24 protein-coding genes are annotated in these 25331 nt (G+C 53.0%); 14 read left to right on the forward strand and 10 right to left on the reverse strand.

Going from position 1 to position 25331, the window contains the following annotated elements; genetic code table 11:
• Positions 1-603 precede the first annotated feature (603 nt).
• Positions 604-1602: a zinc-binding dehydrogenase gene (locus tag B051_RS0118620; RefSeq protein ID WP_018479740.1), complete on the reverse strand. Its 999-nt coding sequence runs from the start codon at positions 1600-1602 to the stop codon at positions 604-606.
• A gap of 140 nt (positions 1603-1742) precedes the next feature.
• Here B051_RS0118620 and B051_RS0118625 point away from each other — a divergent pair, with 140 nt between their 5' ends.
• Entirely contained in the window at positions 1743-2246 is a 504-nt protein-coding gene (locus B051_RS0118625; protein WP_018479741.1) for a GNAT family N-acetyltransferase, read from the forward strand.
• Positions 2247-2297: 51 nt separating this feature from the next.
• Here B051_RS0118625 and B051_RS0118630 read toward each other — a convergent pair whose 3' ends face one another.
• The gene (locus B051_RS0118630; RefSeq protein WP_018479742.1) at positions 2298-3518 is read right to left on the reverse strand and encodes a S8 family serine peptidase; all 1221 of its coding nucleotides are present in this window, start codon (positions 3516-3518) and stop codon (positions 2298-2300) included.
• Between the two features lie 418 nt (positions 3519-3936).
• Between B051_RS0118630 and B051_RS0118635 the strand changes: the two genes are divergently transcribed.
• On the forward strand, positions 3937-4704 hold the full coding sequence (locus tag B051_RS0118635) for a peptidylprolyl isomerase (RefSeq protein WP_018479743.1): 768 nt from the start codon (positions 3937-3939) through the stop codon (positions 4702-4704).
• Between the two features lie 139 nt (positions 4705-4843).
• Here the strand turns inward: B051_RS0118635 and B051_RS0118640 are convergent, their stop codons facing one another.
• Complete coding sequence (locus tag B051_RS0118640; RefSeq protein WP_018479744.1) at positions 4844-5533, reverse strand: TIGR04283 family arsenosugar biosynthesis glycosyltransferase; 690 nt, start codon at positions 5531-5533, stop codon at positions 4844-4846.
• Positions 5534-5593: 60 nt separating this feature from the next.
• On the opposite strand from B051_RS0118640, the gene B051_RS0118645 reads away from it, so the two are divergent.
• Positions 5594-6469 (forward strand): zinc-dependent peptidase, encoded by an 876-nt coding sequence (locus B051_RS0118645; RefSeq protein ID WP_169336229.1) that lies wholly within the window; start codon positions 5594-5596, stop codon positions 6467-6469.
• A 92-nt stretch (positions 6470-6561) separates the two neighbouring features.
• Here B051_RS0118645 and B051_RS0118650 read toward each other — a convergent pair whose 3' ends face one another.
• The gene (locus B051_RS0118650; RefSeq protein ID WP_018479746.1) at positions 6562-9033 is read right to left on the reverse strand and encodes a S9 family peptidase; all 2472 of its coding nucleotides are present in this window, start codon (positions 9031-9033) and stop codon (positions 6562-6564) included.
• A gap of 152 nt (positions 9034-9185) precedes the next feature.
• On the opposite strand from B051_RS0118650, the gene B051_RS0118655 reads away from it, so the two are divergent.
• The 3 genes from B051_RS0118655 (at position 9186) to B051_RS0118665 (ending at position 11053) form a co-directional block, all read left to right on the forward strand.
• Positions 9186-9986, forward strand: a complete 801-nt coding sequence (locus B051_RS0118655) for a hypothetical protein (RefSeq protein ID WP_018479747.1) — start codon at positions 9186-9188, stop codon at positions 9984-9986.
• 274 nt (positions 9987-10260) lie between these two features.
• A complete protein-coding gene (locus B051_RS0118660; protein WP_018479748.1) occupies positions 10261-10692 on the forward strand; it encodes a hypothetical protein in 432 nt (143 codons plus the stop codon).
• Between the two features lie 76 nt (positions 10693-10768).
• Positions 10769-11053 (forward strand): (2Fe-2S) ferredoxin domain-containing protein, encoded by a 285-nt coding sequence (locus tag B051_RS0118665; protein WP_018479749.1) that lies wholly within the window; start codon positions 10769-10771, stop codon positions 11051-11053.
• A 58-nt stretch (positions 11054-11111) separates the two neighbouring features.
• Here the strand turns inward: B051_RS0118665 and B051_RS0118670 are convergent, their stop codons facing one another.
• Both B051_RS0118670 and B051_RS0118675 read right to left on the reverse strand, forming a co-directional pair.
• Entirely contained in the window at positions 11112-11648 is a 537-nt protein-coding gene (locus tag B051_RS0118670; RefSeq protein WP_018479750.1) for a ferritin, read from the reverse strand.
• A 182-nt stretch (positions 11649-11830) separates the two neighbouring features.
• Complete coding sequence (locus tag B051_RS0118675; protein ID WP_018479751.1) at positions 11831-12217, reverse strand: hypothetical protein; 387 nt, start codon at positions 12215-12217, stop codon at positions 11831-11833.
• A gap of 82 nt (positions 12218-12299) precedes the next feature.
• Here B051_RS0118675 and B051_RS0118680 point away from each other — a divergent pair, with 82 nt between their 5' ends.
• Positions 12300-12674: a cupin domain-containing protein gene (locus tag B051_RS0118680; RefSeq protein WP_018479752.1), complete on the forward strand. Its 375-nt coding sequence runs from the start codon at positions 12300-12302 to the stop codon at positions 12672-12674.
• A gap of 8 nt (positions 12675-12682) precedes the next feature.
• Here B051_RS0118680 and B051_RS0118685 read toward each other — a convergent pair whose 3' ends face one another.
• The 3 genes from B051_RS0118685 to B051_RS0118695 all read right to left on the reverse strand — a co-directional run bounded on the left by B051_RS0118685 (position 12683) and on the right by B051_RS0118695 (position 16061).
• Positions 12683-13720: a hypothetical protein gene (locus tag B051_RS0118685; protein WP_018479753.1), complete on the reverse strand. Its 1038-nt coding sequence runs from the start codon at positions 13718-13720 to the stop codon at positions 12683-12685.
• A 227-nt stretch (positions 13721-13947) separates the two neighbouring features.
• Positions 13948-14685, reverse strand: coding sequence for a LytR/AlgR family response regulator transcription factor (locus B051_RS0118690; protein WP_018479754.1), 738 nt, complete (start codon positions 14683-14685; stop codon positions 13948-13950).
• A gap of 266 nt (positions 14686-14951) precedes the next feature.
• Positions 14952-16061, reverse strand: coding sequence for a sensor histidine kinase (locus B051_RS0118695; RefSeq protein WP_018479755.1), 1110 nt, complete (start codon positions 16059-16061; stop codon positions 14952-14954).
• Positions 16062-16480: 419 nt separating this feature from the next.
• Here B051_RS0118695 and B051_RS0118700 point away from each other — a divergent pair, with 419 nt between their 5' ends.
• The 4 genes from B051_RS0118700 (at position 16481) to B051_RS0118715 (ending at position 18948) form a co-directional block, all read left to right on the forward strand.
• Positions 16481-17005, forward strand: coding sequence for a hypothetical protein (locus B051_RS0118700; protein WP_018479756.1), 525 nt, complete (start codon positions 16481-16483; stop codon positions 17003-17005).
• Between the two features lie 177 nt (positions 17006-17182).
• Positions 17183-17587 (forward strand): hypothetical protein, encoded by a 405-nt coding sequence (locus B051_RS0118705; RefSeq protein ID WP_018479757.1) that lies wholly within the window; start codon positions 17183-17185, stop codon positions 17585-17587.
• Between the two features lie 143 nt (positions 17588-17730).
• A complete protein-coding gene (locus B051_RS0118710) occupies positions 17731-18162 on the forward strand; it encodes a hypothetical protein (protein ID WP_018479758.1) in 432 nt (143 codons plus the stop codon).
• A 90-nt stretch (positions 18163-18252) separates the two neighbouring features.
• Positions 18253-18948: a DUF2927 domain-containing protein gene (locus tag B051_RS0118715; RefSeq protein WP_018479759.1), complete on the forward strand. Its 696-nt coding sequence runs from the start codon at positions 18253-18255 to the stop codon at positions 18946-18948.
• Positions 18949-19078: 130 nt separating this feature from the next.
• Here B051_RS0118715 and B051_RS0118720 read toward each other — a convergent pair whose 3' ends face one another.
• Positions 19079-19414 (reverse strand): MGMT family protein, encoded by a 336-nt coding sequence (locus B051_RS0118720; protein ID WP_018479760.1) that lies wholly within the window; start codon positions 19412-19414, stop codon positions 19079-19081.
• A gap of 214 nt (positions 19415-19628) precedes the next feature.
• On the opposite strand from B051_RS0118720, the gene B051_RS0118725 reads away from it, so the two are divergent.
• The 3 genes from B051_RS0118725 to B051_RS0118735 all read left to right on the forward strand — a co-directional run bounded on the left by B051_RS0118725 (position 19629) and on the right by B051_RS0118735 (position 25306).
• Positions 19629-20717 (forward strand): efflux RND transporter periplasmic adaptor subunit, encoded by a 1089-nt coding sequence (locus B051_RS0118725; RefSeq protein WP_026236521.1) that lies wholly within the window; start codon positions 19629-19631, stop codon positions 20715-20717.
• A gap of 85 nt (positions 20718-20802) precedes the next feature.
• Positions 20803-23916, forward strand: a complete 3114-nt coding sequence (locus B051_RS0118730) for an efflux RND transporter permease subunit (protein ID WP_026236522.1) — start codon at positions 20803-20805, stop codon at positions 23914-23916.
• Between the two features lie 52 nt (positions 23917-23968).
• Positions 23969-25306 carry a TolC family protein gene (locus tag B051_RS0118735; protein WP_018479763.1) on the forward strand — a complete coding sequence of 446 codons (1338 nt, stop codon included), beginning with the start codon at positions 23969-23971 and terminating at the stop codon, positions 25304-25306.
• The last annotated feature ends 25 nt before the right edge of the window (positions 25307-25331 follow it).

A 25331-nucleotide genomic window follows, 5' to 3' on the forward strand; every position in this document is an offset into this window, starting at 1 on the left:
GTCATTCCGACGGAAGGATGAATCTCATGCGCTTCCGGCCGCACATCCAGCGCCAGCGCAGATGCAGCTTTAAGTGAGGACACTTGCGAAGAAAAAAGAAAATCGCCAGGTGCAAAATAGTCTGCATGCCTCACCGCAGGTTCCCGCTGCGCTCGCACCAGCGGTGGGCAGCGGTGGGCAGATTCCTACTATTGTCGGAATGACAGAGGAGCATGTTGCCTTCAGGTATAGGTTTAGGTGCTACTGGGTCCAACCACCCCTGCCCCTCCTTATCCAAGGAGGGGAGTCTGCCACTACAGGTGGTCAGGTATAGGCATTGTAGCAGCTGGTAAAGGCTGCTGACAGGTATAGTAGACATACTTGTAACCTCCGCCACGGAGCGAAGATATCAGCCAGGTGCACTACATGGCGCTCCACTGTCCGAGCGGTCTGCGAGTGGGGGTAGGGGCCCTCGAGAAAGGAGCGCCTTGATTTTTTTGCTTGCTTTGGGGGTAGGCCCCCTCGATTTTCATCAAGGAAAAAAGTAAGGCCCGCCCGGCCAGGGCAAGTTACAGAGCAATTCAGCGGGCAAGCCTCAAAGACAGTAGCTATGCAAGCACCTACCTAACTAACCTTCACCACAATCTTCCCGAACTGCTTACCCGCCTCCATGTACCGCATGGCCTGCTCCGTCTCCTCCAGCGGGAAAACGATATCCACCACAGGCTTCACCTGCTTCTCCCGCACAAACTCCATCATCAACCTGAAATCCTCGTTGGTACCCATCGTGCTGCCGTGTATGGCCAATTGCTTCCAGAATACCTCGGCCGGGTTGATTTGACCAATCATGCCAGTAGTACCGCCGTAGATGCCGATGCGGCCACCAGGGTTAGCGAGCTTCACCAGCTGCACAAAGCCTTCACCGGCCGCACCGTCTATGCTCACGTCAAAGCCACCTGCCTTCACCTTCAGCTCTTTGCCCCAGTTTTCCTGTTTGTAATTGATGCCTCCTGTTGCGCCGAGGGCCTTGGCTTTCTCTATTTTCTCGTCAGAGCCTGAAGTCACCCATACCTCGGCACCGGCTGCCACTGCAAACTGCACCGCCAGCAAGGCAACGCCTCCTCCAGCCCCGGTAACCAGCACACGCTCCCCAGCCTGCAGCCCGCACTTCGTGAACATAGCCCGGAAAGCCGTCACGCCGGCCAGCGGAAGCGCGGCGGCCTCTTCAAAACTCAGGTGCTCCGGTTTGCGGTGCAGGTTGGAGGCCAGCACCTTCACATACTCAGCAAAAGTCCCGTCCTGTGGCATACCCAGCACTTTGTACTCCTTGCTGTGGGCGCGCGGGTTGTCTCCCCAGTCAGTAGATGGGTCCAGCACGACCTCCTGGCCTATCCAACTTGCGTCCACACCTTCCCCCACTTCCGTCACGACGCCGGCACCGTCAGAACCCAGGATAGCGGGGTATTCCTTCGTGAAATAGCGGCCATACTGTATCCAGACGTCGCGGTGGTTGAGGGCGGCGGCTTTGACCTGCACAAGGGCTTCTCCGGGACCAGGGGTGGGCTTCTCTTTTTCTATCAGCACGAAGGGACTGTTGATGTTCTCAAGGTATATGGCTCGCATTTTTCAGTAGTTTAGGGTATAAGGTATACCTACAAAGATAAGCTATCTGCCGGAACCTGAAAGGCGCAGCAGCCACGGTATTGGCAATTGTTGGGGTAGCCTTTTATCTTCGCGGACGCAGCCATACGTACAGCTACACCATGAACACGACCTATACCATTCGCGAAGCGACTTACGCTGACATTGCCACCATCCATCGGCTCGCCTCTGCCATATGGGAACCAACCTACAGCCCTATACTCACCCAAGAGCAGATTGCCTATATGTTCCAAATCATCTATACCACAGAGGCGCTGCAACAGCAGATGGAGGAAGGCCAGACGTTTCTTTTGCTTTACAGTGATTCAGAGCCGCTTGGATTTGCAGCATACTCTCTGAAAGACGGACAAGAGCAGGTATACAAACTGAACAAAATATACCTGTTGCCCGCCCGGCAGGGCGAAGGACTAGGAAAGCGGCTCCTGGAGGCGGTGGAGGAAAGGGTTGCTGCACTAGGTGCCCTTTTCCTGGATTTGAATGTGAACCGCCACAACAAGGCAAAGGCGTTTTATGAGCGTTGTGGCTATCAGGTACACCAGGAGGAAGACATTGCCATTGGCCCGTATTGGATGAACGACTACGTGATGCGGAAGAAACTGGCATAAAAAAAGAGGGCAGCTGCGCAGCTGCCCTCTTTCACTTACCTTAAACTACTATTACAAATGCGCAATTGGGTCTGGGTTACCATCTGGGTCACCAATCACATTGCCATCGGTCCTGATGGCGCCATGCAGCAACAGACCAGCCACGTGCGGAGACGCCATAGAAGTACCGCTGATGGTGTTATAGGCACCGCCTTTCCAGGTAGACTTAATGCTGGATCCTGGCGCGCAGTAATCTACTGGCGGGTTGCCATAGTTTGAATAGCTAGCCCATCTGTCACCAGTGCCCATGGCCGATACCGTGTAGATGTTGGCATGGTTGGCACCAGCCGGTGAAGAATTCTCGGCATGCGTAGACTCGTTACCAGCAGCAAGTGCGAATTTGATGCCTTTGCTGGCAGCAGCTATCACAGCGTCGTCAAGCGCCTTCGAAATTGGTCCGCCCAAGCTCATGTTGGCCACGTCACCAGACTTGCCATTGGCCGCCACGTAGTCCACACCAGCTATTACGCCAGAGTAGGAGCCGCTGCCGCGGGAGTCAAGTACTTTCACGGCTACCACGCTGGCGTCATAGGCAACACCAATCACACCAATCGTGTTGTTCTTGGCGGCGATGGTACCCGCAACGTGCGTACCGTGTCCGTTTCCGTCGTTCGCATCGCTTGCGTCTCTACCTGAGGTAAAGAACGTTCTGCTGCGAGCAACGTCCACGTTCAGGTCAGGGTGTGTCAGGTCAATGCCAGAGTCAATCACCCAGGCAGTCTTGCCTGCACCGCTTGCATAGCCTACGCGTGCTATACCGTAAGGTATCTCCTGAGCAGCAGACCCGCCACCGCCAGTACCTGGCTTGGCCAGCATCACGATTCTATCAGGCTCCACATATGCCACACGGGAGTCACGGCGAAGCGCTTCCACCTCCGCATCTGTCAGCTTGGCCGCCATACCTACAATGGCTTTGCCGTAAGCCTGCTCAATGGTAGCATTGGCTATCCCGTTGGCAGCAAGTATCTCCTGGCCTATGGCGCGCACCATTTCTACACGCTCTGCATACGTGGCAGTGCCATCCAGACGCTGATTGCCGTCTTTCTTAAATACAACAATGAATTGACCTTTGATAATTGCACCATTCTGGTCAGCGGCTTGTAATTCCTCTGTCGGATTCGCAGGATCTGGTGTATCGCTATCGCAGGAGGTAAAGGTACATGCAGCTGTTGAAAGGGCTGCGCCAAACAATACAGAGCGTAGGATGCTCTTCACGTGTAAGGTGTTTTTCATACTTGGTGAGATGTAAGGTTAGTTAATAATTAAGACAAAAAATAAGGTTAGTAATTTCTAAGGTACTGATATGGATTCATATAAACAAAAGTTAATATAACTTTTTTCTATATATGCAGCTGTGGCAGCGGCTGGCATATGCTATGCCATCTTGTGTTATAACATTGAAAAGGAAGGCGCTCCTAGCAGGACTTCAAGTGTATTTGAATAGGCGCGTTCCTCGTATAGCCTCTTAAAGAAATAGAACCTTTGGCATGGGATACTTTATACGCCGCCCCTCCTATTAAGTATTGCCCATTTTTGGTTTTATAGATAAAATGCAATTACTATTTCAGCGATAAAGTTCGCTCCTGCCGCCCCTGTTTGCGTATCTACCATACATTTTATATATTAAACAGCAAGCATATAAACCACAGATATGAAAACTACGATACGTGCATTTTCTTTGAAACATATTATCCGCCTGATGGTCTGCCTGTTGGTCCTTGGCTCCTGCCAAACCCAGACCGAGGAAGAGGCTACCAGCGAGGCCGCTGAGGTATCAGGTGAAGCCACACTGGAGCCGCTCACCCCTGAGAACGCGGTGGAGGTACTCACTGCTTTCGAGAAGGAAAACCCTGACAGCCTCGCCCTCATCAGCACCCGCCACGGCGACATCAAGGTGCGCCTCTACAAGGATACGCCCCTGCACCGCGCCAACTTCGTGCGCCTCACCAAAGCCGGATTTTACGACCAGGGCGAGTTTTACAGGGTGGTGAAGGGCTTTGCCGTGCAGGGCGGCGACTCCGATAACCGCACTCTGAAGCAGGGCCCCTACAAGATTCCGCAGGAGTTCAACCCCAAGTATGTCCACAAGCGAGGCGCCCTGGCCATGGCCCGCTATGGTGATGAGCGCAACCCCGACAAAGAGTCCTCTTCCCACAACTTCTACATCGTGTTGGGAGAGCCTTTGTCCGCCAATGAACTCCGGGCCTATGAAGCCAAGAATAAGCACACCTACACACCTGAGCAGGTGAAAGCCTATGAAACCCTGGGCGGCGAACCAAGCCTGGACATGCAGTACACTGTGTTTGGAGAGGTGGTAGAAGGTATGGACGTGGTGGAGAAAATCGCAGAAGAACCGGTAGATGCCCAGAAGTGGCCTCGGACCATTGTGCCGCACAAAATCAAAATAGTAAGCCAATAGTAGCTACACGAGCCTGCGTCATAACGAGAAGGGCGCTGCCATAACGCAGCGCCCTTCTCGTTTTCCTATACCTGACAGCAATCTTGCTTCTTCCATTTCGCTATACCACTTCAGGAGCCGTACGGAGGTATAACGAGACTCACTGCTTTCTCAGGAGCCATTGGTACAGCCCCATCAGACGCTCTTGCGCTAGCCCAAGCCTGTAGAGGCTGTAAATCAGGAAGTAGTATCCCTGCAGTTTGTAAATGCCATACTGCCTGTACTTCCGGGCCGAGGTCTTCACGCAATCAGGGAGTACGGCAAAAGGCGCGACTCTTTTCAGTCTGCCAATGATTTCCTGGTCCTCCAACAGCAGACAGTTCTCCTGGAAACCTCCCACTTGCCAAAAGGTGTCCCGCCGCACAAACAGGCTCTGGTCCCCGAAGCGCAGCGCATCCACATCAAAGCGGGTGAACCAGGCGTTGGCTCTCAGAAACCAGTGCGGTTCGTCGAAGGCAAGCCGGTAACATCCGCTGCCAATGCCCCTTCGAACAGCTCCTTCCAGTTGCTCCACAAAGCCGGCAGGCGGATAGGTGTCGGCGTGCAGGAAGTAGAGAATGTCGCCAGCCGCTATACCTGCCCCCTCGTTCATCTGTGCCGCCCTGCCCTTCCTGGCGCAGCGCAGGACATGCGCCCCGGCTGCCTGCGCTTCGTCATGGGTGTTGTCCGTGCTGCCGCCATCGGCTACAATAACCTCTAGCGCACCGGGTTTTGCCTGCTCGTGCAGAAAAGAGACCAGCGCCCCTATACCTGATGCCTCGTTCCATGTGGGGATGACCACACTCACCATATCTCAATGAATATCATTTCCATTCCTAGACCTTGCCTATGGTTTCCTAATGCTGCGCGAATGACTACCTTTGGTACGACAACCGCCGCTATGCTCCGCCACTTCAAGTTCATCATCCTGCTCATCCTGGTTGTGCTCGCGCTATCAGACGACGTGTCGTTGCAACAGCTGCTCCTGGCGTCGTTGGCGCTTTTCGGCATCGACTATATTTTCCTTACCCGTAAGAAAGCCGCCGCACTCACGGCACAGCAACACGAGACGCCGGAGGAAATCAAAGCGGCGTTGCGCCTGTCTGGCACCCGCTATTACCATACCCTTAACGAAGGGCAGCGGCAACTGTTCGAGGACCTGGTGGTCAACTTTATTCAGCATAAACGCTTTATTGCCAGAGGCGAAGGCATGCAGGTGAGCACGCACATGAAGGTACAGGTCGCCGCCTGCGCCGTGCAGCTCACCTTCGGGCTACAGGAGCTGCATTTCGCCCATTTCCGCACCATCCTGCTATACCCTGACCGCTACTACTCCACCATCTACAAGCAGTACCACTGTGGCGAGGTCAACATGAAAGGCTACATCGTGCTGTCGTGGCGCGACTTCGAGGCGGGAAACCAGAACCCGCAGGACGGCCTGAACCTGGGCCTGCACGAGATGGCACATGCGCTGCACCTGGAGAACGACATCCGCAACGAAGAATACGACTTCCTGAACCGGGAATACCTGAACAGCTGGACGCACCTGTCAGAACGGGAGCGAACCCGGATGCAGGTGGAGAAGAGTGTGTTCCGAAGACTCAGCGCCGCCCCGGATGCACATGAGTTTTTCGCGGTGGCCGTGGAGCTGTTCTTTGAGTTGCCTCAGTTGCTGGCACAGGAGCACCCGGAAATCTATACCTCCCTAGCCAGGCTCCTGAACCAGTACCCGGCCAAACAGGTCTAACTGCTATACCCTAGCTTCAAGGAACTGCCATAAAAAAAGCAGCCCCGACCTTAGTGGCCGGGGCTGCTTTCTGATTTCAAATCACGTTTAGGTTACTGCACCTTGCGGTTTTTCACGTAGGTGTTCAGCCAGGTATCCATCTCCCACAGCATGTGCAGGATAGATTCCTTGGCGCTGTAACCGTGGCTTTCGTGGGGCAGGAACACCAGGCGCGTGGTGGCGCCGTGGCCTTTTAAGGCGTTGTAGAAACGCTCGCTCTGCACCGGGAAGGTACCCGAGTTATTGTCGGCCTCACCGTGGAGGAGCAGAATAGGCGTTTTTACTTTATGAGCGGCAGAGAACGGGGACATACGGTTGTATACCTCCGGCGCCTGCCAATAGGTGCGTTCCTCCTGCTGGAAACCAAATGGCGTGAGCGTGCGGTTGTAGGCACCACTGCGTGCTATACCTGCAGCAAACAAATCAGAATGCGCCAGCAGGTTGCCTGTCATGAACGCGCCGTAAGAGTGGCCGCCTACCGCGATGCGCTTGCGGTCTGCTACGCCCATCTCCACCACTTTATCGATAGCCGCCTCAGCGCTTGCTACCAGTTGCTCCACATAAGTATCATTTGGCTGCGTGTCGCCCTCCCCTACAATCGGGAAGTCGGTTCTATCCAATACGGCGTAGCCCTGCGTCACCCAGAACAGCGGTGAGCCGGAGCTGATGCGCGTAAACTCATAGGGTGAGCTCTTCACCTGCCCGGCAGCGGCGGCATTCTTGAACTCACGCGGGTAGGCCCACATCAGCATCGGGAGCGGTCCATTTTCCTTTTTGTAGTCCTTTGGCAGGTATAGCACCGCCGTCAGTTTCACGCCATCTTTCCGGTCGTACTGCAGCATCTCCTTCTGCACGCCCTGCAACTGTGGGTATGGGTGCGGGAAGTTGGTCACCTGCGTCATCTTCTTCTTGTTCAGGTCACGCACGATGTAGTTGGGCACGTCGTTCTCCGACTCTCTTCTGGTGATGATGCGCTTGTTGTTCAGGTCGATGATGTCCACCGGGCGCTCGTAGAATGGCGCTTCGGAGCGAAACAGAATTTTGGCCTTCTTCGACTTCAGGTTGAACTCGCTCAGGAACGGACGGTTACCCTCCGGCGAGCCGCCTTCGCTGATCATGTAGAGGTTGTCGCCTTTCTTGTCGGTCAGCAGCACGCTGCGGCCATACTGATTCTTGGTATAGACAGGGCTGCCCGGGTCGTTATACCCATCTTCATAGGAGCGTTCAATCAGCACTGTGCCTGCTTTGGATGGCTTGGACGCGTCTACCAGCACGACACGCTCGGTGCGGGTCTTCCAGAGGCGCTCGTTCACCAGAGCCAGGTTGTTGTTGCCCCATTGCATACCTCGGAAGCGGTACTTGGTGCCGGCCAGCTTGGCTGGTTTACCCGAGAAAGGTGCATCGAGGGTGAACACGATATCGCGCTCCTTTACCTCTTTGCTGGCGTCGCCGCCGTCCTGCGCCTCCACCCAGTACAATGTAGCTGGTTTGTCAGGGCGCCAGTTGTAGCTGCGGGGGCCTTTGGCCACGTTGTCGAAACCAATCGGAATATCTTCGGCCAATGGCAGTTGAGCCAGTTGCTTCAGCACTTTGCCGTCGCGGCTCCATACCTCCACGTTGTAGGGGAAGTAGTAATGCGGCACCAAGTAGGAATAGGGCTTTTGGATGGTCTCCACCAGCAGGTACTGCCCGTCCGGCGACACATCCATGCTTTTGATGATGCCCGCCTGCCCGATGTTCTGCTGCTGGCCGTCCAGTGACACCACCTTCAACTGGGTCTGCATATAGTAATCGAACAGCTGATCGTCGTGGCGGTTCTTGAGCAAATCCTGGTAGGTGCGGCTTGGGTTCGCCTTGCCGATGTTTTGCTGGATGTTCGGTCCGGCTGGCACCAAGTTAGCTTTCGGCATCTCGCCGCGCTTCTCATCCACAAACTTCACCAGCAGGCTCTTGCTATCTGACATCCACGAAAACGGGCGGCCGCTGTAGGCATCGTTCAATGTGGCTTCGGTCAGCTTCTTCGCCTGCCTGTCGGCTATACCTGCCACCCACAGTTCTATACCTTGAGCGGTGGTCACGGTGAAGGCCAGCTGCTTCTCGTCCGGCGACCAGGTCACATAGGATATCTGCGCGTTCTGCGGAAGCCCGTTCAGCTGGAACTCCTGCCCGCCGTTCACCTGCTTCAGCTTGATGTTGTTGATGAAGGCGGCGCGGCTTTGGCCGTTTGTGGCAGGGTTTATGCGAAGACCAGCCAAGCGACTTTCGGGCTGCGCCAGCTCTTCTATGCTCGGGTAACCGGCCCGCTCCAGCAGGAGCATCCAATCCCCTTTCGAGTTGATGCTCACGCCCGGTGTGGAGGGCGCATCAATGATAGACGCGATGGCTTCGGGTGGGCGCTGGTAGCCAATGTTGACGTCTTTTCCGCCTTGGGCAAAGACCACCGGAGCCGGAGAGCCACCCAATAGCAGCAGCCCGAGCAGCGCCGTGGCCAGCCGCCTGGTTGTTTTAGTGGAGTTCAAGTGCATTTCGTTTACGGTTAGATAGGTTAGATGTGGGGTTAGACAGTGCGTGCGGGTGAAGGTTTAACCGGTATCAATAGCCTCTGCGCTTGCCTGTGCAGGCTAAATTCCTTCTTGAAGCTTAATATATCTAATTATATCGTTAACTTAATACTGATATGAAGAAAACCTTACTCCTGCTCACCTCCACCTTCACGCTACTGACTCTTCACACCGCTCAGGGGCAACAGGCCGCTATACCCAGGCTGGAAGTCGCCAAGGGAGAGACTTACGTGGTGCACGAAAACAATATACTAGTCGTGGACACGCTTATCATGCATGACAAGGCTACAATCAAATTTGCAAGTGACCTACCCGCTGAACTAGGTGCCAGAATGGCTTATGTTGGTGACAATTGCCTTATTACGACGAAGGGTGCCGATGGCAAAAACAGTAAAGCTAGTAAACTTGGATTAGCCTCACTACCAGGGCGGCCAGGTACAGCAGCTGAAACCGGCAAACCAAGCACAGACGGTGAGGATGGGGGGCACCTTGAATTGGATATGCACTTCATGGAGCTTGGCAGACTCACGATTGATACCCGTGGAGGCAAAGGCGGAAATGGAGCCAAGGGCGCTAACGGACGTAGACCTATAAGTGAGTCCAACAATCAAATCGGGTATGGTAACAATACTGCCAGATATCTAGTCTCCGGCGACCCATCGACAAATGGTAAACCAGGCACTCCAGGAGGGTTCGGTGGAAATGGCGGAAACGTAAAGCTAACTTACAGCACCCACAACTTTACACCTTCCTTCAACCAGCCTCAAAATCATCGAAGTATAACCATATTGTATAGAGGTGGAGAAAATGGTGTCTCTGGCAAAGCAGGAAAGTCTTATATTAATCACGACATAGCCGTAGAAGCCATTCCGGTGGCTGCCGTGAAAAAGAACTCACTTGATGGTATAGTTAGCTAATAAAGGCTGATTAACAAAAATATCAAGAGCGTATATTTCCTGTGAAGTCAGGAACCCCAACAGCACCCGCTGGTGATTTAACCTGTAGCTTCTCACTTTCACTTATAGCACAAGCCTCTGACTTATACATTTGCAGGAGCTATTGCCTTATAAATGCGGAGTGGCAAATTACTGGAAATTCATTACCTTTAACTCTCGGCCATAAGCACTACAAGGCCTTGTGCCGACATTCATGAGAGGCTATCTTCTCTCTTCTGCTCACAGAGGACTACACATGAAAGTACAGGAACTCAAAACCGCGACAGGCAAACTCTTCCTGACCATCTATTTCGATGAGCAGGAGAACTGGGTCTACAACGACTGGTCGGGTTACGTGTCTCCTGAGAACGTGGAACAGGGAAGCCTGGCAGTTCTGGCTGCTTTGGAGAAGTACAAAGTCCCTTACGGCCTGAACGATAACCGCCACCTGGTAGGCCGTTGGGACCAATCCGTGGATTGGATAGAGCAGCAATGGATACCACGTGCCACGGCTGCCGGCCTCCGCTATTACGCCCACGTGGTGGACGGAGAGTCGTTCGCGGCTGCCTCATCGGCCGATATGCTGAACAGGGTGCAAGGACGGTTCCGTATGCGTATCTTCCAGGATATGCAGGAGGCCAGAGACTGGCTCCGGTCCTGCCGTGACGGAGCAGGAGCCGATTCCTGACGCCGCTGCCTTAGCCTCTGCGTGAAACTATTTCACGGCTTTTCTACTTTAAGGTAGTGCACATTCAAACAATTACATGAGCAACGGATTCAACGTACCTGAAAAGGTGATATATGTTTGCACGGGCAGCAAGTGCAAGAAGAAAGGCGGCAAGGAAATCGGTAAAACCCTCCGGAACCTCATCAAGGACATGGGGCTGAAAGGAAAGGTGGAAGTGGTGAAGACCGAATGCACCGACCGCTGCGACTTTGCCCCCGTCATGAGCTTCCAGCCAGATAACGCGTGGCTTAGCTATACCACGGAAGAGAAAGCCAAACAGGCGTTCCAGGACCACATCATTCACTCAGACAAGACAGTATAAAAAAGCGAAAGCCTTTGGATTGCTCCAAAGGCTTTCGCTTTAAATAGGTATACCTAGATTAATCTTCGTAGGTGTTCTCGTACTTGATTTTAGGTACGCGCTTGTCAATCTCGTACTGGCCGGTGCCTTCCTCTCCAATCACCTCAAACAGTTCCAGCGCACGGCGTGCCACGTATTCCTCTTCAATCTGCTCATTCAGGAACCACTGTAGGAAGGTAAACGTCACATAGTCCTTCGTCTTCATGCACTTGTCGGCAATGCGGTTGAACGACTGCGTTACGGCAATCTCCTGCTGCAGGGCCTGCTCAAACACGCCTCTGAAAGAATCAAACTCAATCTGTGTGCCCGTCACGTCCGGCGACACGGCTCTGCCGCCCATATCAGACACGTATTTGAACAGGCGTAGCATGTGCTCCCGCTCCTCATCCGACTGCTTCTTGAAGTATCCGGCGCTGAAGTCGAAGCCATTTCGGTCGCACCAAGCCGACATAGCCAGGTACATGGCAGAAGCATCGGCCTCCATCTTAATCTGCTCGTTCAGCACTCTCTCTATTTCCTCGGTAAGAGACGTTCTTAGCCTTAGTAAATCCTTCATAGGTATAGGGTCTTTTTCTTTTTCAAAATCTCAGGTCAGCCCAACACTGGGCATCCCTTTTTCTTACCATCAAGTTAGGTATAATGTTCTGTAAACGGATATAGAAAAAGAAATATGGAAGCAGTCTAAATAAAAAAAGCACAGCGGCTGGCTGTGCTAAAACTAGGTGAGAAGAGGTATGGCTAGGCGGTGATGGGCAGCAGGCATTCATGCAGCATCCGGTTCAGCTCCAGCGTGAAGCGGGCACCTGCCAGCAGCTCCCTAAGGTCGCACAATTCGGTGAGCGTGAGCACATAGCAACGGTCACAGCCACAAATCGAAACGATTTCGAAATCAGAGGAACGGGAAGGGTCTACCACCATCGACTCCAGGTCTATGCTATCTACAGTCTGCTTCAGGCGCAGGAAGGTATCTACTTTGAGGACGGAAAGCGTACCGGCGAAGTTGAGCACCAGGCGGCTCTTGCGGTCACATTGGTATACGGCTCCGGCGGCGTTGGCATAAATCTCGACTAATTCTGCGGCGACCTGCATCTTCTCTCCTATATTCGCTGTGGCTGTTGTCATCATAACGCTACAAAGGTAGGTTCTATTTAGAATCAGTCCAAATAAATTTAGATGATATTCATCACCACCTATACCTGCTATACCTATGGCACATGAACTAGAGAAAGTGAACCTGGCCGAGAAGTTCGCCCAGATATCCGATTACTGGAACCCACGCATCGCCGGCGAGTTAAATGGCCAGCAGGTGAAACTGGCAAAATTCAAAGGCCCATTCGAGTGGCACCACCACGAGCATGAGGACGAGTTGTTCCTAGTGATAAAAGGCAGCTTCGATATGGAATTCCGAGACAAAACCATCACCGTGAACCCGGGTGAGTTCCTGATTGTACCGCGCGGCGTGGAACACCGTCCGGTGGCACCAGACGAAGCGGAGGTGCTGCTGTTTGAGCCCGCCTCCACGGTGAACACCGGCAACCTGCCCGAGAGCGAACGCACCCGCACCAACCTGGAGCGGCTGTAACGAATAAGCTATACCTGCAGCTTGGTCTTCCGGAGAATGGTCTTGAGGTTGAGGCGAACGAGGTCGCCCATGTGAGTGCACTTCAGGAAATCGTCGCACTGGTGGTGCCGGGCGAGTTCCTGCTTCAGTCTTTCTATCTTCTCAGGGGTGGAGATGGTGTCGTGGCGCATGCAGTCCACCAAGTCCTTGAGGCGGTAACGGGCGGTGCGCAGGCGCCGGAAAATCAGCGTCCGCTCCTCGTTCTGGTACTGCTTCACAGTCTCAGGCTTCAGGAGCTTGAGCACCAGCTCCACTATCACGTTATTGTCTTTGAAGAACTGCGGCAGGTACATGCTCTTTCGACCTTCATAAGACTGCTGGTCGAAGTCGATGGGCCGCACCCGGTACTGCTCATCCTCAAAATCCGGCGTGATGTCTATGACATAATTGTAGGAGCGCATGTCGCCGAGCAGGCGCACGAAGCAGCGTTCGTTGAACTTTACAAACTCTTTAGCAATGCGCACCTTGTTCGTGCTGGGCCGGTTCAGGAAGTCTTTGATGAAGATATCGCCAGGTATACCGGCAATGTGCTCCTCGATGAGCGTGTTGCCATGTGCCAGGTAGTTGATGCGGTTCGGCGACAGGATGTACTCCAGCTCCAGCCCGTAGATGCGGGAGGCATCTGCCCGTTTCACATAAAAATAGTCGTAGTTGTCGTTGAGCTGGTTCATGATCTGCACCCGGAACGGATTGGAATTCCCGAAGGTGCAGTAGTCGATGCGGGAAACGTACAGGTGCTCCATCACCGACATATCGCCATCGGTTTTGAGCAGCGCGTAAATCTGCGTCAGCCCTTTGTTCAGTTCCGCCTGCGCCTGCTGGTCAAACATCACCGTCTCCCACAGCGTATCCTGCCCCTTTTTATCATAGTATGGGAAGGCGTCGGTGTAATGCACCAGGTCCTCGTAGAGCACGGGCAGCTTAGTTTCGCGGTCGTAATCGCGCAGGTAGGCCCGCAGGCATTCTGAAATAGGGTAAAACTGCTTCTTTTTGGAGATGGTGTTCAAGGAGCTTAGGAGTTAGAGCGTTTGGGAGGCAAGCGTTAGAGAGAATGGATTCTGATGAACCTCTACGGAAAAGGCAGGAAATATGCTACGTGTTAAGGTATAGAAATCATACCACTTTTGCTATACCTGGCTGTCTCTGCGCAATTGGTAAAATAAGGAAATCTGGCCAAGCCCCTTTGTACGGCTTACTCTTCCCTCCGTCTTCGACTCTCTAACTCCTAAACTCGCTAACTCTCCAACAGGTTATTCTGCCCGAGCACCTGCAGCACGTCGTTTTTGTAGAAGCGACCAATCGGAATCTCGGTTTTGCCAATGTCCACGGCGGTGGCCGAGAAGGCCTGTATCTTGTCGAGGGCGACGATGAAGGAGCGGTGAATGCGCAGGAATTTCCCGGCTGGCAGTTTCTCTTCCAGGAAGGAGATTTTCTGGTAGGAGATAATTTCTTTTGTCTCCGTCTTCACCCGGATATAGTCTTTCAGGCTCTCGATGTACAGGATGTCGGAGAGCATGACCTTCACCATTTTCTTGTCGGCCTTGAGGTAGATAAACGCCTCCCGGTAGTCCGGTTCAGGCTGCAGGATGGCGGCCGGCGCTGCCAGATTGCTTTTGGGTTCTACGGGCGACACTTTGGCTACGGCCTTCAGAAACCGCTCAAAGGCAATGGGTTTGAGTAGGTAATCCACGGCGTTGAGGTCGTAGCTGTCCAGGGCGTAGTCACGGTAGGCGGTTGTGAAGATGACCCGCGGCGGGCTGGGCAGCGACTTCAGGAAGTCTATCCCGTTGAGCTTCGGCATCTGGATATCCAGGAACATCAAATCGATGTGCTCGGTCTGCAGGCAGGTATAGGCCTCCACGGCATTGCTGCAGCGGCACACGAGTTCCAGGTTGTCGAGGCGCTCTATAAAGGTCTCCAGCACATCAAGCGCCAGGGGTTCGTCGTCTACTATCAGGCAGCGGAGTTTCATGTTCTATCTATGGCTTTGGCACAAGGTATAAACGGCGCCAGGTGATTTCGTATTGGGTGTTGATTTCTCTTTTGGCTATACCTGTAGAAGGACCTACCCCTGACCCTCCCTAGAAGGAAATTATGCTTCTATCACTGTCCTGCCGACAAGGGAAGGAATGAGAGAGAAAACTCTCCCCTCGAAAGGGCGGGGGATGTCAACCGTTCCCGATTCTCACTCGGACGAGCAAGGTGGGTAAACCATCAAGCAGGCGATTCAACAGCCGTTCATTCCTCGCCTAGGTCCAGTTCCAGTTGCACGGCGTAACTCTCGGCTTCATCCTCCACTTCCAAGGTATAACGGCCTTCGTAGAGCAGTTCCAGGCGGCGCTGCACGTTCTTAAGCCCTATACCGGAGGCGAAGTCGCGGTGGCTCTTGCTGGCTTTCTCGAGGCACTTGCAGTTCTCCACCAGCACCGTCAGCTTGTCTCCCTGCACCTTCACGTCCACCCGAATCCAGGCGTTCTCGGTCTCGGTACTCACGCCGTGCTTGAAGGCATTCTCTACGAAAGGCAACAGCATCATGGGCGCAATCAGCTTGCCTGCTATACCTCCGGACTCAGTATAAGTAATATCTACGCGGTTGCCGTAGCGGATGCGCTCCAAGGCAATGTAGTTCTGGATGTAGTTCAGCTCCTTCTCGAGCGGTACTTTGGCGGCAGCGGCGTCATAGAGCATGTAGTCCATCAGGCCCGACAGCTTGAGCACCACCTCCGGCGCGTTCTCCGACTTCTTGAGCGTGAGCGAGTACAGGCTGTTGAGGGTGTTAAAGAGGAAGTGCGGGTGAATCTGCCCTTTGAGAAACTTAAGCTCGGCCTCCAGTTTGTCCTGCGCCAGCGCCTGCGCCGACTGCTGGTGGCTATACCAGTTCTTGAGCAGGTAAATGGCCGCCGAAATAGACACCAGATAGCCCAGATTGACCACGTTCTTGACGAAGCGGTAGAGCGTCAGGTTGTCTTCGGTGCAGGTGGTGGGGCAGATGAGCGGGTGTATCAAAATCGGCATGAGCACGAACTGCATGAGCGTACCGATGGCCAGCATCATCAGGAGCAGGTATACGAAAAACTCCAGGTAGCGCTTCTGGAGCAGGTACTGCGGCATCAGGAAATACATGTTGAAATACACCAGCGTTATTTTGAAAGGCAGCTCGATGAGCTCAATCATGAAGGCGTTGTAGTAGTCGTCAATGTAGCTACCGTAGAGCAGGCCGAAAAAGCAGACGTAGCCTGTCCAGAAGAACAGGTGCAGCAGCAGTCGGTTTTGGGTTATGTTCCGGATGTCGGGCAGGCTCCAGGGCCTCACGTCCAGCGCCCGCTCCGCATTGAGTTTCACGTCCATGTGGCAAAGGTACGGTTTCTCAGGTTTAAGTCCCTAGGCAGCAGCCGGTTTTAGACAAGCCGCTATACCTTCAGCCTTAACCGCGCCTGCCGTGCCACTAACGGTTTACGCTCGCTATACCTGCCACACAGCAATAGGAAGCTGCTGCTGTTGGCGAAGCATGCAACTTTTGGAAAGGTATAGAGAACTCAGTGAGGTATGGGTGGCAAAGTCACAATAGCTTTCTTATTCAGAATAGAGGCTTTATTGCCAATACAACTTCTTTTATGGTTTTCCTCCTACTCAACCAAATTTTCAATATATTAGCATAGCCTTATATCGTGTGCAGGGGCAAAAGGGGAGACCCACTCCACATATTGTGCAGATAGTAGGAGTAGGTACTCCTGCTAGCAGGTAGTTAGGGGGAATAAGTAATCAATATGAAAATAATTCTTTCTATACTTCTCATACTCTCATCTGTCGTTGCCTTTGCACAGAAGAAAAACCGAAGCTACTATAGTGGGTTAGGGAAAGAAATAGCCAATGAAAAATTAAAAGTATATCTGGATAGTCTTAAGACTTCACTTCTTACAGACACAGTTAATTTCAAAAGGAGTGATTTAGTGCATACTTCTACTGGTACAAGAAATACAAAACTGACATCACCATTGATTAAAGTCAATGGCAAGTTCTCTTACAAACTGGATATAATAGAAGGAAATAAAGTAGCAGAATTTACAGAACAGTTACTCGACTATGAATTAATTGATAGAGTGGCTGTAGTGGAGCCTAAAGCCTCTCAAGCTATTTATGGAAGTCTTGGTGAGCATGTCACAATACTAATTACGACTAAAAAGACAAGGAAATTTAACCCACAAGTTGCTGGTTTGGTTCTGGACAAAAAGAGTGGGTACGGCGATAACTTTAGTCAAAGAAAACAAGGGGAAATATTGCTTAGTCACTAAAAATCAAATCCCCTAACAAGGTGCAGCTTTAACCCTTGCTACGCATTGGGCAGTCCGTTGATATGAATGAGAACCTAGGGCTTTTAAATGAATTGATAATAATAAAGCCATCAAAACTAAAGGGGAAATCCTTGCTCCGCTACGGGTTCCGGCTGCACTAATCCGTTAGAATTAACTATGAACAAGACTCTATTCATTTTCGGCTTTTTGTCATTCGGCATCTGTAGTGCTGCTATTCTACAAGATGGGATTATCAGGATTGGTAAGTTCGCTTACAAGACTAAAAAGTCGAAAGTGTTTTTGAAGGACGAGTCTTACCACTGTGACTGGTTTTCTCTGTATTCACCAGGTGATGAGCATCAGGCTGGCCTCATAGTCGAAGCAAAGCGAAATGACACTTTATTTGTAAGTGGCACCTATAAGATTGAACCTAATGAGTTTATTGTAACTAATTATTACCATTACAGGCACAGCCACGAGCCAGACTCATCGGTAAAAATCTTTGCACAGCACGCAGGGGGGAAACTGAAACTCAGTTCATTCATTGAATATACCGATGGTATTGCAAAACAGATTAGATAAACAAATGAACTGCCGATAACGCGGTCTTCCCTAAATACAGGCAGCAGTGCAAGTGCCTGGTACTACAACCATGAGGCTGACGAATCACAGAATGCTCTATTTCCGAAAGCCTCTCACCATCAACCAAAAACCACCACTACCCCATGAAACAACTTAACCTCCTGCTTTTCCTCCTGTTGCCCCTCCTCTATTCCTGCAAATCCGATTGCGACAACCTGGAATGCCTCTCGGAGGATGCTTTCGCCTTTACCATCAAATCCAGTGAAACGGGCGAGGATTTGCTGTTCGGGGACTCCCCTCAGCTTACAAAAGATAACATAGAGGTATACTATACCGCTAACGGCACCCGGCAGGCAGCTTCCATGCGGTTAGACATGGACTATGCGCTGGTGGGTCTGGACCGGGAGGTACAAACCTACTATGTGACTGCGCTGGACAAAACCGACACCATACAGGTGGTATCGTCTACCATCCCTTCGTCGGAGTGCTGCCCCAGCACAACGGTGATAGAAAAAATCACGGTTAACGGAACAGCGGTGCCGGAAGACACTTGGGTGATTGACCTGTTCCGGTAAGCCTACAATAAAAACCACCTCCCACAGGCATCAGCTATACCTGACTATACCTTCAGTACCTCCACGCTATACCTGTTCCCAAAGCATAATATGAAAAGAAGTCTACACCTCCTGTCCATTGCTTTTCTCCTGTTCCTGGCCAGCTGCTCCAAAGACGAGGACCCGACTCCCCCTGTAGAAGAAGAGCCACTGACGGCAGAACAACAATATTTTCTGAAGATAGCCTTAGGCAGCGAGTTGGGCCAGAGCAGCGCCGTCATCCGGAAGTGGTCGCAGGACATGAAGGTGTTCGTGCCGGATTCCTCCAACACCGAACTGATGACGGAACTGAAGCGCGTGATGGGCGAGATAAACGGCCTGAGCCAGAGTATACAGGTTAAGCGCGTGATGACGATGCAGGAGGCCAACTATGTCATCTTCCTGAGCGACAAAGACACTTACGCCCGACACGAGCCTAATGCGGCGGCCTACGTGGATAACAACTGGGGCCTGTTCTGGATATACTGGACCTCTGGCCATACCTTGACCAGAGGGAGCATGTATGTGGATGTGGTCCGCAACACTGACATCAACTGCATGAAGCACCTGCTGCGCGAAGAGCTCACCCAAAGCCTCGGCCTGATGATAGACACCGAAGACTACGCCGAAAGCATCTTCTACCAGCGCTGGACCTGCACCCCCAGCTACGCCGAGATAGACAAAAAGCTCATCAGCTACATCCTCAACCCCAAAATCCAGTCAGGTATGGGCAGAGCGGAAGTCATACAAGTGCTGCGGACACTCTAGCCAGGTATAAGTATAGCTTCTCAGCGAATTCCCGCAAAGGACGTGGCCAGTCTCTAGAGACAGACGCCTATACCTGCCCACCAAGAAGTCACAGTGTGATGTCGCTACAGTAACTTTCTAACTCTCCAACTCAAAGCAGTTCCTTTGCCGGGTCCCAGAACAGCTTCTGGAACTCCACCACCTGGTCATTCTCCACCTTCACCCCTTCCTGCTCCAGGCGCTCTTGCATGGCGTTGGACGCTTCGAAGTGCTGCTTGCCGGTGAGCATACCTACCCGGTTCACCACCCGGTGCGCCGGTATTCTGGCGAAAGGCTGCGAGGCGATAAGTGCCCAGCCCACCATGCGGGCCGAGCCTTTGGAGCCCAGGTAACTGGCAATAGCGCCGTAGGAGGTGACACGCCCCTCCGGAATCAGCCGCACCACGTCATACACATCCTCAAAGAAGTTCTTTTTGCTTTCGCTCATGCTGCTTTCAAAATTATTTGAAACCCTTTTAAACCTATTTAAGCGCCGTCTGTCTTACAAAAGTACCTGTTGGTAGAGTACGTCTCCCGGATATTTTCTAATACAGTGGCAAGGGTGTAAATTTATACGTCTTTTGGCAAAGCACATCCTGTAGACCCACTTTGGAATTATATACCTTTGAGGTCGGTTCAAATAAACTGTAGTTGAAGCATAAATGAATAAAACAGTCAAAACAATCCTACTCTTGGTGGTGGCCGCTCTGGCAGGCTACTTGTTGTACAGCAAAGTGTTCACGGGCAAAGACGAGGCCAAAGCAGCCGGCCCTACAGGCGGTCCCATGGCCCAGAAGGTGGCCGTAGACGTGTTTGTGGTCTCCCCTACCGCTTTCCAGAACAGGATTACATCCACCGGCTCCGTTATACCTAACGAGGAGGTGGAGCTGCGCAGCGAGATATCGGGCCGCGTGACCAACATCAACTTCAAAGAAGGCGGGCAGGTGAAGCAAGGGCAGTTGCTGCTGACGGTGAACGACGCCGACCTGCGTGCCCAGCTGGCCAAGCTGCAGTCTAACCAAAAGCTTTACCGTGACATGGAGGAGCGCCAGCGCACCCTGCTGGAGAAAGAATACATCAGCCGCCAGGAGTATGACCAGGTAAGCAACCAGCTCGCCACGGCCACAGCCGACATCCAAGCACTTAGAGCTACTTTAGACAAAGCTTATGTTCGGGCGCCATTTGATGGGGTAATTGGCTTGCGCCAAGTGAGCGAAGGCAGCTACGTGACGCCCACCACCCCGGTGGCCCGCATCGTGGACATCAGCCCGGTAAAGATTGACTTCACCATACCTGGCCGCTACAGCCAGTCGGTGAAGGTAGGCGACAAAATCACTTTCTCGTCAGAAGCCAGTGCAACGCAATACGAGGCCATTATATACGCCATACAGCCAAACATAGACCCGGCCACACGCACCTTGCAGCTGCGCGCGCAATACGAGAACAAGAACCAGGAGATAAAGCCAGGCGCCTTTGTGAAAGTGGAGCTTGGCCTGAAGGACGTGGAGCAAGCTATTCTCATCCCGACAGAGTCCATCATACCGGAGGCCACCGGACACAAGGTGTTCCTGGTGAAGGGCGGAAAAGCCCAGCCACAGATGGTAAAAATCGGGCAGCGCTCCGAAACCATGATTCAGATAATCGATGGAGTAGAACCGGGCGATACCATCATCAGCTCAGGAATCCTGCAGGCACGCCCCGGCTCTGATTTGAGTATCAGAAGAGTGACATCATCCGAAGTGAAAGAATAGCACTACATTAAAGTGCTTTATGGAGTCTGAGGAGATATAATCGAACGTATACCCTCTGCAGGGAAGGGACTAGTAAATAAGAAGTATGGCAAGTTTATCAACTATCAGTATAAAGCGCCCGGTACTCGCCATCGTGATGAGTATCACCATCATCGTATTCGGCATCATCGGGGTAAACTTCCTGGGGGTGCGGGAGTACCCGAGTGTGGACCCTCCCATCGTGAACGTGTCCACCTCCTATACCGGTGCCAACGCTGAGACCATTGAGTCGGAAATCACAGAGCCGCTCGAGGAGTCCATCAACGGTATAGCTGGTATACGCACGCTTACCTCCTCCAGCAGCGAGGGCAGCAGTAACATCACCGTGGAGTTCAACCTGGGCGTAGACCTGGAGGCCGCCGCCAACGATGTGCGTGACCGGGTGTCGCGGGCGCAGCGCCTGCTGCCTGACGATGCCGACCCACCCACCATCGCCAAGGCCGACGCGGACGCCAACCCTATTCTGATGCTGGGCATCAAGAGCGAGACGCGCTCCCTGCTCGACCTTTCTGACATCGCCACCAACGTGTTCAAGGAGCAGTTGCAGACCATTCCGGGGGTGAGTGCCATCAACATCTGGGGAGACAAGCGCTACTCCATGCGCTTGCGCATGGACCCAGACAAACTATCCGCCCTCAGCGTGACGCCTGTTGAGGTACAGCAAGCGCTGACCCGGCAAAACGTGGAGCTGCCTTCCGGAAGTATCGAAGGCGCCAGCACTGAGCTTTCGGTACGCACCATGGGTCGTATCTCCACCCCAGAGGAATTCAACAACCTGGTAGTGCGCCAGGACGCCGACCGCCTGATTCGCTTCCGTGACATCGGGTTTGCCGAGCTGGCCCCCGAGAACGAGAAAACCGTGTTACGCTACAACGGCATCCCGATGCTAGGCGTGGTCATCATCCCGCAGCCGGGTTCCAACCAGGTGGAGATTGCCGATGAGTTCTACCGACGCCTCGAGCACATCAAAAAAGACATTCCCAAAGACATTGAGCTGGTCATCGGCTTCGATAACTCTGAATACATCAAGGCCTCCCTGTTTGAGGTGCAGGAGACGTTCTTCATCGCCTTCGGCCTGGTGGTTATCATCATCTTCCTGTTTCTTCGCGATTGGCGCTCAACGCTCATTCCGGTCGTGGCTATACCTGTCTCGCTCATCGGTACCTTCTTCATCATGTACCTGATGGGCTTCTCCATCAACGTGCTCACGCTGCTCGGTATCGTACTTGCAATTGGTCTGGTGGTAGACGATGCCATTGTGGTGCTGGAGAACATCTATGCCCGCATAGAAGACGGCCAGGACCCTATGAAAGCGGCCAAGAAAGGTTCAGAGGAAATATACTTCGCTATTATCTCTACAACCGTGGCACTTGCAGCGGTGTTCATGCCGGTAGCCTTTCTGGAAGACACCACCGGCCGCCTCTTCAAGGAATTTGGCATTGTGGTAGCCAGTTCGGTGATTATCTCGGCCTTCGTCTCGCTCACCATGACGCCGATGATGTCGTCGCGCATGCTCCGCCACCAGGAGAAACCCAACTGGTTTTACCGCAAAACAGAGCCTTTCTTCAACTCCCTCACCAGTGGCTACCGCAGCAGCTTGGAGAGCTTCATGAAGTTCCGTTGGGTCTCTTTCATCCTGATTATCGCTTCTGCCGGGATCATCTGGGGACTAATGAAAACCATGCCATCAGAGCTTACCCCGGATGAAGACCGCAGTGGCCTGCGTATCAACGCAACTGGTCCTGAGGGTGCCTCTTTCGAGTTCATGGACAACTACATGCGCGAGTTGACGACTTTGGTGAATGACTCTGTGTCAGGTATAGGCAGCATGACGAGTATGACCCGTAACGCCAACAGCGGCTTTATACGCCTGCGTTTGGTTGACCCTTCTGAACGGGAACTGACCCAGCAGGAAATCGTGGACAGGCTACCCGGTCTGATTAACCAGATTCCGGGAGCCCGTGCTTTCGCCTCAGGTGACAAAGGCTTGGGTGGAGGCCGAGGCGCCGGACAGCCGGTACAGTATGTGATACAGTCGCAAAGTGTGGCAAAGCTGCGCGAGGTGGTCCCGCAGTTCCTGGAGGCAGCCCGTCAAGACCCTACTTTCAGCTTCGTGGACGTCAACGTGAAATTCAACAAGCCTGAGCTGCGTGTGGAGATTGACCGCGAGAAAGCACTTTCGCTGGGAGTGGACATCCGAGACGTGGCGCAGACGCTGCAGCTTGGCCTGAGTGGCTCACGCTTCGGTTACTTTGTGAAAGGCGGCAAGCAGTACCAAATCATTGGTCAGGTGGAGCGCGCCAACCGCAGTGAACCGCTGGACCTGCGCAGCCTCTACGTGAAGAGCAATTCCGGTGAACTGATTCAGTTGGATAACCTGATAGAGTTGAAGGAGGAGAGCGCCATGCCGCAGATTTACCGCTTCAACCGATTCGCAGCAGCCACGTTCAGTGCGTCACTGGCCAAAGGCAAGACCATTGGCGATGGTATAGCCGCCATGGATGCCATAGCTGCCAACTCGCTGGACGAGACGTTCCAAACAGCCCTGACAGGCCAGTCACGTGATTTCCAGGAAAGCTCAGGTAGTTTGATGTTCGCGTTCCTATTGGCGCTGGGCCTCATTTACCTAGCCCTAGCAGCACAGTTCGAGAGCTTCCGTGACCCGATTATCATCATGTTCACTGTTCCGCTCGCCTTGGCAGGTGCCTTGTTCAGCTTGTGGTACTTTAGTCAGACGTTGAACATCTTCAGCCAGATTGGTATGATTATGCTGGTGGGTCTGGTGACGAAAAACGGTATCCTGTTGGTGGAATTCGCGAATCAGCGCAAGCAGGAAGGCCTGACCAAGTACAATGCCGCCATCGACTCCGCAGTATCACGTTTCCGCCCTATCCTGATGACGAGTTTGGCAACCATACTGGGTACCCTGCCAATCGCCCTCGCGCTTGGTGCTGGTTCTGAAAGCCGGGTGTCGATGGGTATAGCGGTAGTAGGCGGGCTTATTTTCTCTACTGGTCTTACGCTTTACATCATCCCGGCCATCTACTCCTACTTCTCGTCAGCAGAAGCTAACGTAGCCCTGTCTGATAAAGAGGATGAGGAAGAGAAGCTGCATGAGAAGAAGGCCAAGAAGGAAAGAGAGCCGGCTTTCAGCAAGTAAAATCGAAATCCAACCTTTGACGCTAAGACTTAAACATTTGCATTCCAACATAATGTCCCCACTCAAAGCTGCAGCACTGTTCCTACTGGGAATAGTGCTGCTCTTCCCTCACAAACTTGTAGCGCAGGAGCAGCTTTCCCTGGAAGAGGCCATACGCATAGGGCTGCAGAACAACTACGACATACAGATTGCTAACCGGCAGGAGGCCATTGCCGGAAACAACGTGACCCGTGGCAACGCCGGTTTTCTGCCCAATGTGGATGCCCGCGGAAGTCGTACCTTCACCGAGAACAACTCCCGCCAGTCGTTCCAAACCGGCCCGGACCGTACACGAAACGGAGCCAGTTCCAACAACCTCAACTACAGCGTGAACCTGAACTGGACCATATTTGACGGGCTGGGCATGTTCATCAACTACGAGCGGCTGAAGGCACTGGAAAAATCTGGCCAACTGATTACGCGTGAGACCGTGCAAAACACCCTTGCCTCCATCTCTGACAACTACTTTGAAGTGGTGCGCCAGTCTAAAAAGATGCAGGCGATTGAGGATGCCATTGCCATCTCGCAGGCACGCGTGGAAATAGCGCAGGCACAGTATGAGGTGGGCGTGAGTGCCAAAGTGGAGATACTGCGCGCCCAAGTGGACTTTAACACAGACCGCTCTGAGCTGCTGGTCCAACAGGAGGCGCTCCAGAATGCCAAAATCAACCTGAACCAACTCCTCAGCCGCGACCCGGATATTGACTTTTTAGTAACGGATTCCATTGTGGTGGACCCGAGCCTGACTTACGGCAACGCCGACGCAGGCATGTTTGCGAATAACCCGGTCCTGCAGCGTCTGAAGCTCAACCAGCAAATAGCCAACCTGGATATCAAGGCAATCCGTGCCAGTCGCCTTCCAGTGGTGAGCATAGTGAGTGCCTATAATTTCAACCGCTCCGAAAACGAGCCACTGAACGAGTTTTCGCCCTTGTTCAACCAGAACCGGGGACACAACTATGGCTTGACAGTCAACCTGCCTATTTTCAACGGGTTCAACCTGAACCGACAGGCACAGAACGCCCGCATCAACCTGGAGACAGCGGACCTAGAGTACCAGCGTCAGCAGAATCAGCTGGAGTCAGCACTGGCAAGAGCGTATAGCCAGTACAGCAACCGCTTGCAGCTGCTGGAGTTAGAAGAAAGCAACCTGGCTCTGGCACAGGAGAACGCCGATATTGCTTTAGAGCGCTACCGCCTGGGGCTTCTGACTGCTATTGAGCTACGGGAAGCACAGCGTAACCAACTGGTAGCCGAGAACCGCCTCATTGACATACAGTACCAGGCCAAAGCGGCTGAGACGGAACTGAAGCGCATCAGCAGCACCCTACTGCGGGACACCCAGAAGTAGGCAAATTAATATTTGGTATTATCTA

Source organism: Pontibacter roseus DSM 17521, assembly GCF_000373265.1.
GTDB lineage: Bacteria > Bacteroidota > Bacteroidia > Cytophagales > Hymenobacteraceae > Pontibacter > Pontibacter roseus.

Bases quoted from the DNA above. Each gene is read 5' to 3' on its own strand.
- B051_RS0118635 (WP_018479743.1), top strand. From the start codon at position 3,937: ATGAAAACTACGATACGTGCATTTTCTTTGAAACATATTATCCGCCTG.
- B051_RS0118645 (WP_169336229.1), top strand. From the start codon at position 5,594: ATGACTACCTTTGGTACGACAACCGCCGCTATGCTCCGCCACTTCAAG.
- B051_RS0118690 (WP_018479754.1), bottom strand. From the start codon at position 14,685: ATGAAACTCCGCTGCCTGATAGTAGACGACGAACCCCTGGCGCTTGAT.
- B051_RS0118620 (WP_018479740.1), bottom strand. From the start codon at position 1,602: ATGCGAGCCATATACCTTGAGAACATCAACAGTCCCTTCGTGCTGATA.
- B051_RS0118640 (WP_018479744.1), bottom strand. From the start codon at position 5,533: ATGGTGAGTGTGGTCATCCCCACATGGAACGAGGCATCAGGTATAGGG.
- B051_RS0118650 (WP_018479746.1), bottom strand. From the start codon at position 9,033: ATGCACTTGAACTCCACTAAAACAACCAGGCGGCTGGCCACGGCGCTG.
- B051_RS0118625 (WP_018479741.1), top strand. From the start codon at position 1,743: ATGAACACGACCTATACCATTCGCGAAGCGACTTACGCTGACATTGCC.
- B051_RS0118700 (WP_018479756.1), top strand. From the start codon at position 16,481: ATGAAAATAATTCTTTCTATACTTCTCATACTCTCATCTGTCGTTGCC.
- B051_RS0118680 (WP_018479752.1), top strand. From the start codon at position 12,300: ATGGCACATGAACTAGAGAAAGTGAACCTGGCCGAGAAGTTCGCCCAG.
- B051_RS0118725 (WP_026236521.1), top strand. From the start codon at position 19,629: ATGAATAAAACAGTCAAAACAATCCTACTCTTGGTGGTGGCCGCTCTG.
- B051_RS0118675 (WP_018479751.1), bottom strand. From the start codon at position 12,217: ATGATGACAACAGCCACAGCGAATATAGGAGAGAAGATGCAGGTCGCC.
- B051_RS0118670 (WP_018479750.1), bottom strand. From the start codon at position 11,648: ATGAAGGATTTACTAAGGCTAAGAACGTCTCTTACCGAGGAAATAGAG.
- B051_RS0118720 (WP_018479760.1), bottom strand. From the start codon at position 19,414: ATGAGCGAAAGCAAAAAGAACTTCTTTGAGGATGTGTATGACGTGGTG.
- B051_RS0118665 (WP_018479749.1), top strand. From the start codon at position 10,769: ATGAGCAACGGATTCAACGTACCTGAAAAGGTGATATATGTTTGCACG.
- B051_RS0118735 (WP_018479763.1), top strand. From the start codon at position 23,969: ATGTCCCCACTCAAAGCTGCAGCACTGTTCCTACTGGGAATAGTGCTG.
- B051_RS0118655 (WP_018479747.1), top strand. From the start codon at position 9,186: ATGAAGAAAACCTTACTCCTGCTCACCTCCACCTTCACGCTACTGACT.
- B051_RS0118660 (WP_018479748.1), top strand. From the start codon at position 10,261: ATGAAAGTACAGGAACTCAAAACCGCGACAGGCAAACTCTTCCTGACC.
- B051_RS0118705 (WP_018479757.1), top strand. From the start codon at position 17,183: ATGAACAAGACTCTATTCATTTTCGGCTTTTTGTCATTCGGCATCTGT.
- B051_RS0118695 (WP_018479755.1), bottom strand. From the start codon at position 16,061: ATGGACGTGAAACTCAATGCGGAGCGGGCGCTGGACGTGAGGCCCTGG.
- B051_RS0118630 (WP_018479742.1), bottom strand. From the start codon at position 3,518: ATGAAAAACACCTTACACGTGAAGAGCATCCTACGCTCTGTATTGTTT.
- B051_RS0118710 (WP_018479758.1), top strand. From the start codon at position 17,731: ATGAAACAACTTAACCTCCTGCTTTTCCTCCTGTTGCCCCTCCTCTAT.
- B051_RS0118730 (WP_026236522.1), top strand. From the start codon at position 20,803: ATGGCAAGTTTATCAACTATCAGTATAAAGCGCCCGGTACTCGCCATC.
- B051_RS0118715 (WP_018479759.1), top strand. From the start codon at position 18,253: ATGAAAAGAAGTCTACACCTCCTGTCCATTGCTTTTCTCCTGTTCCTG.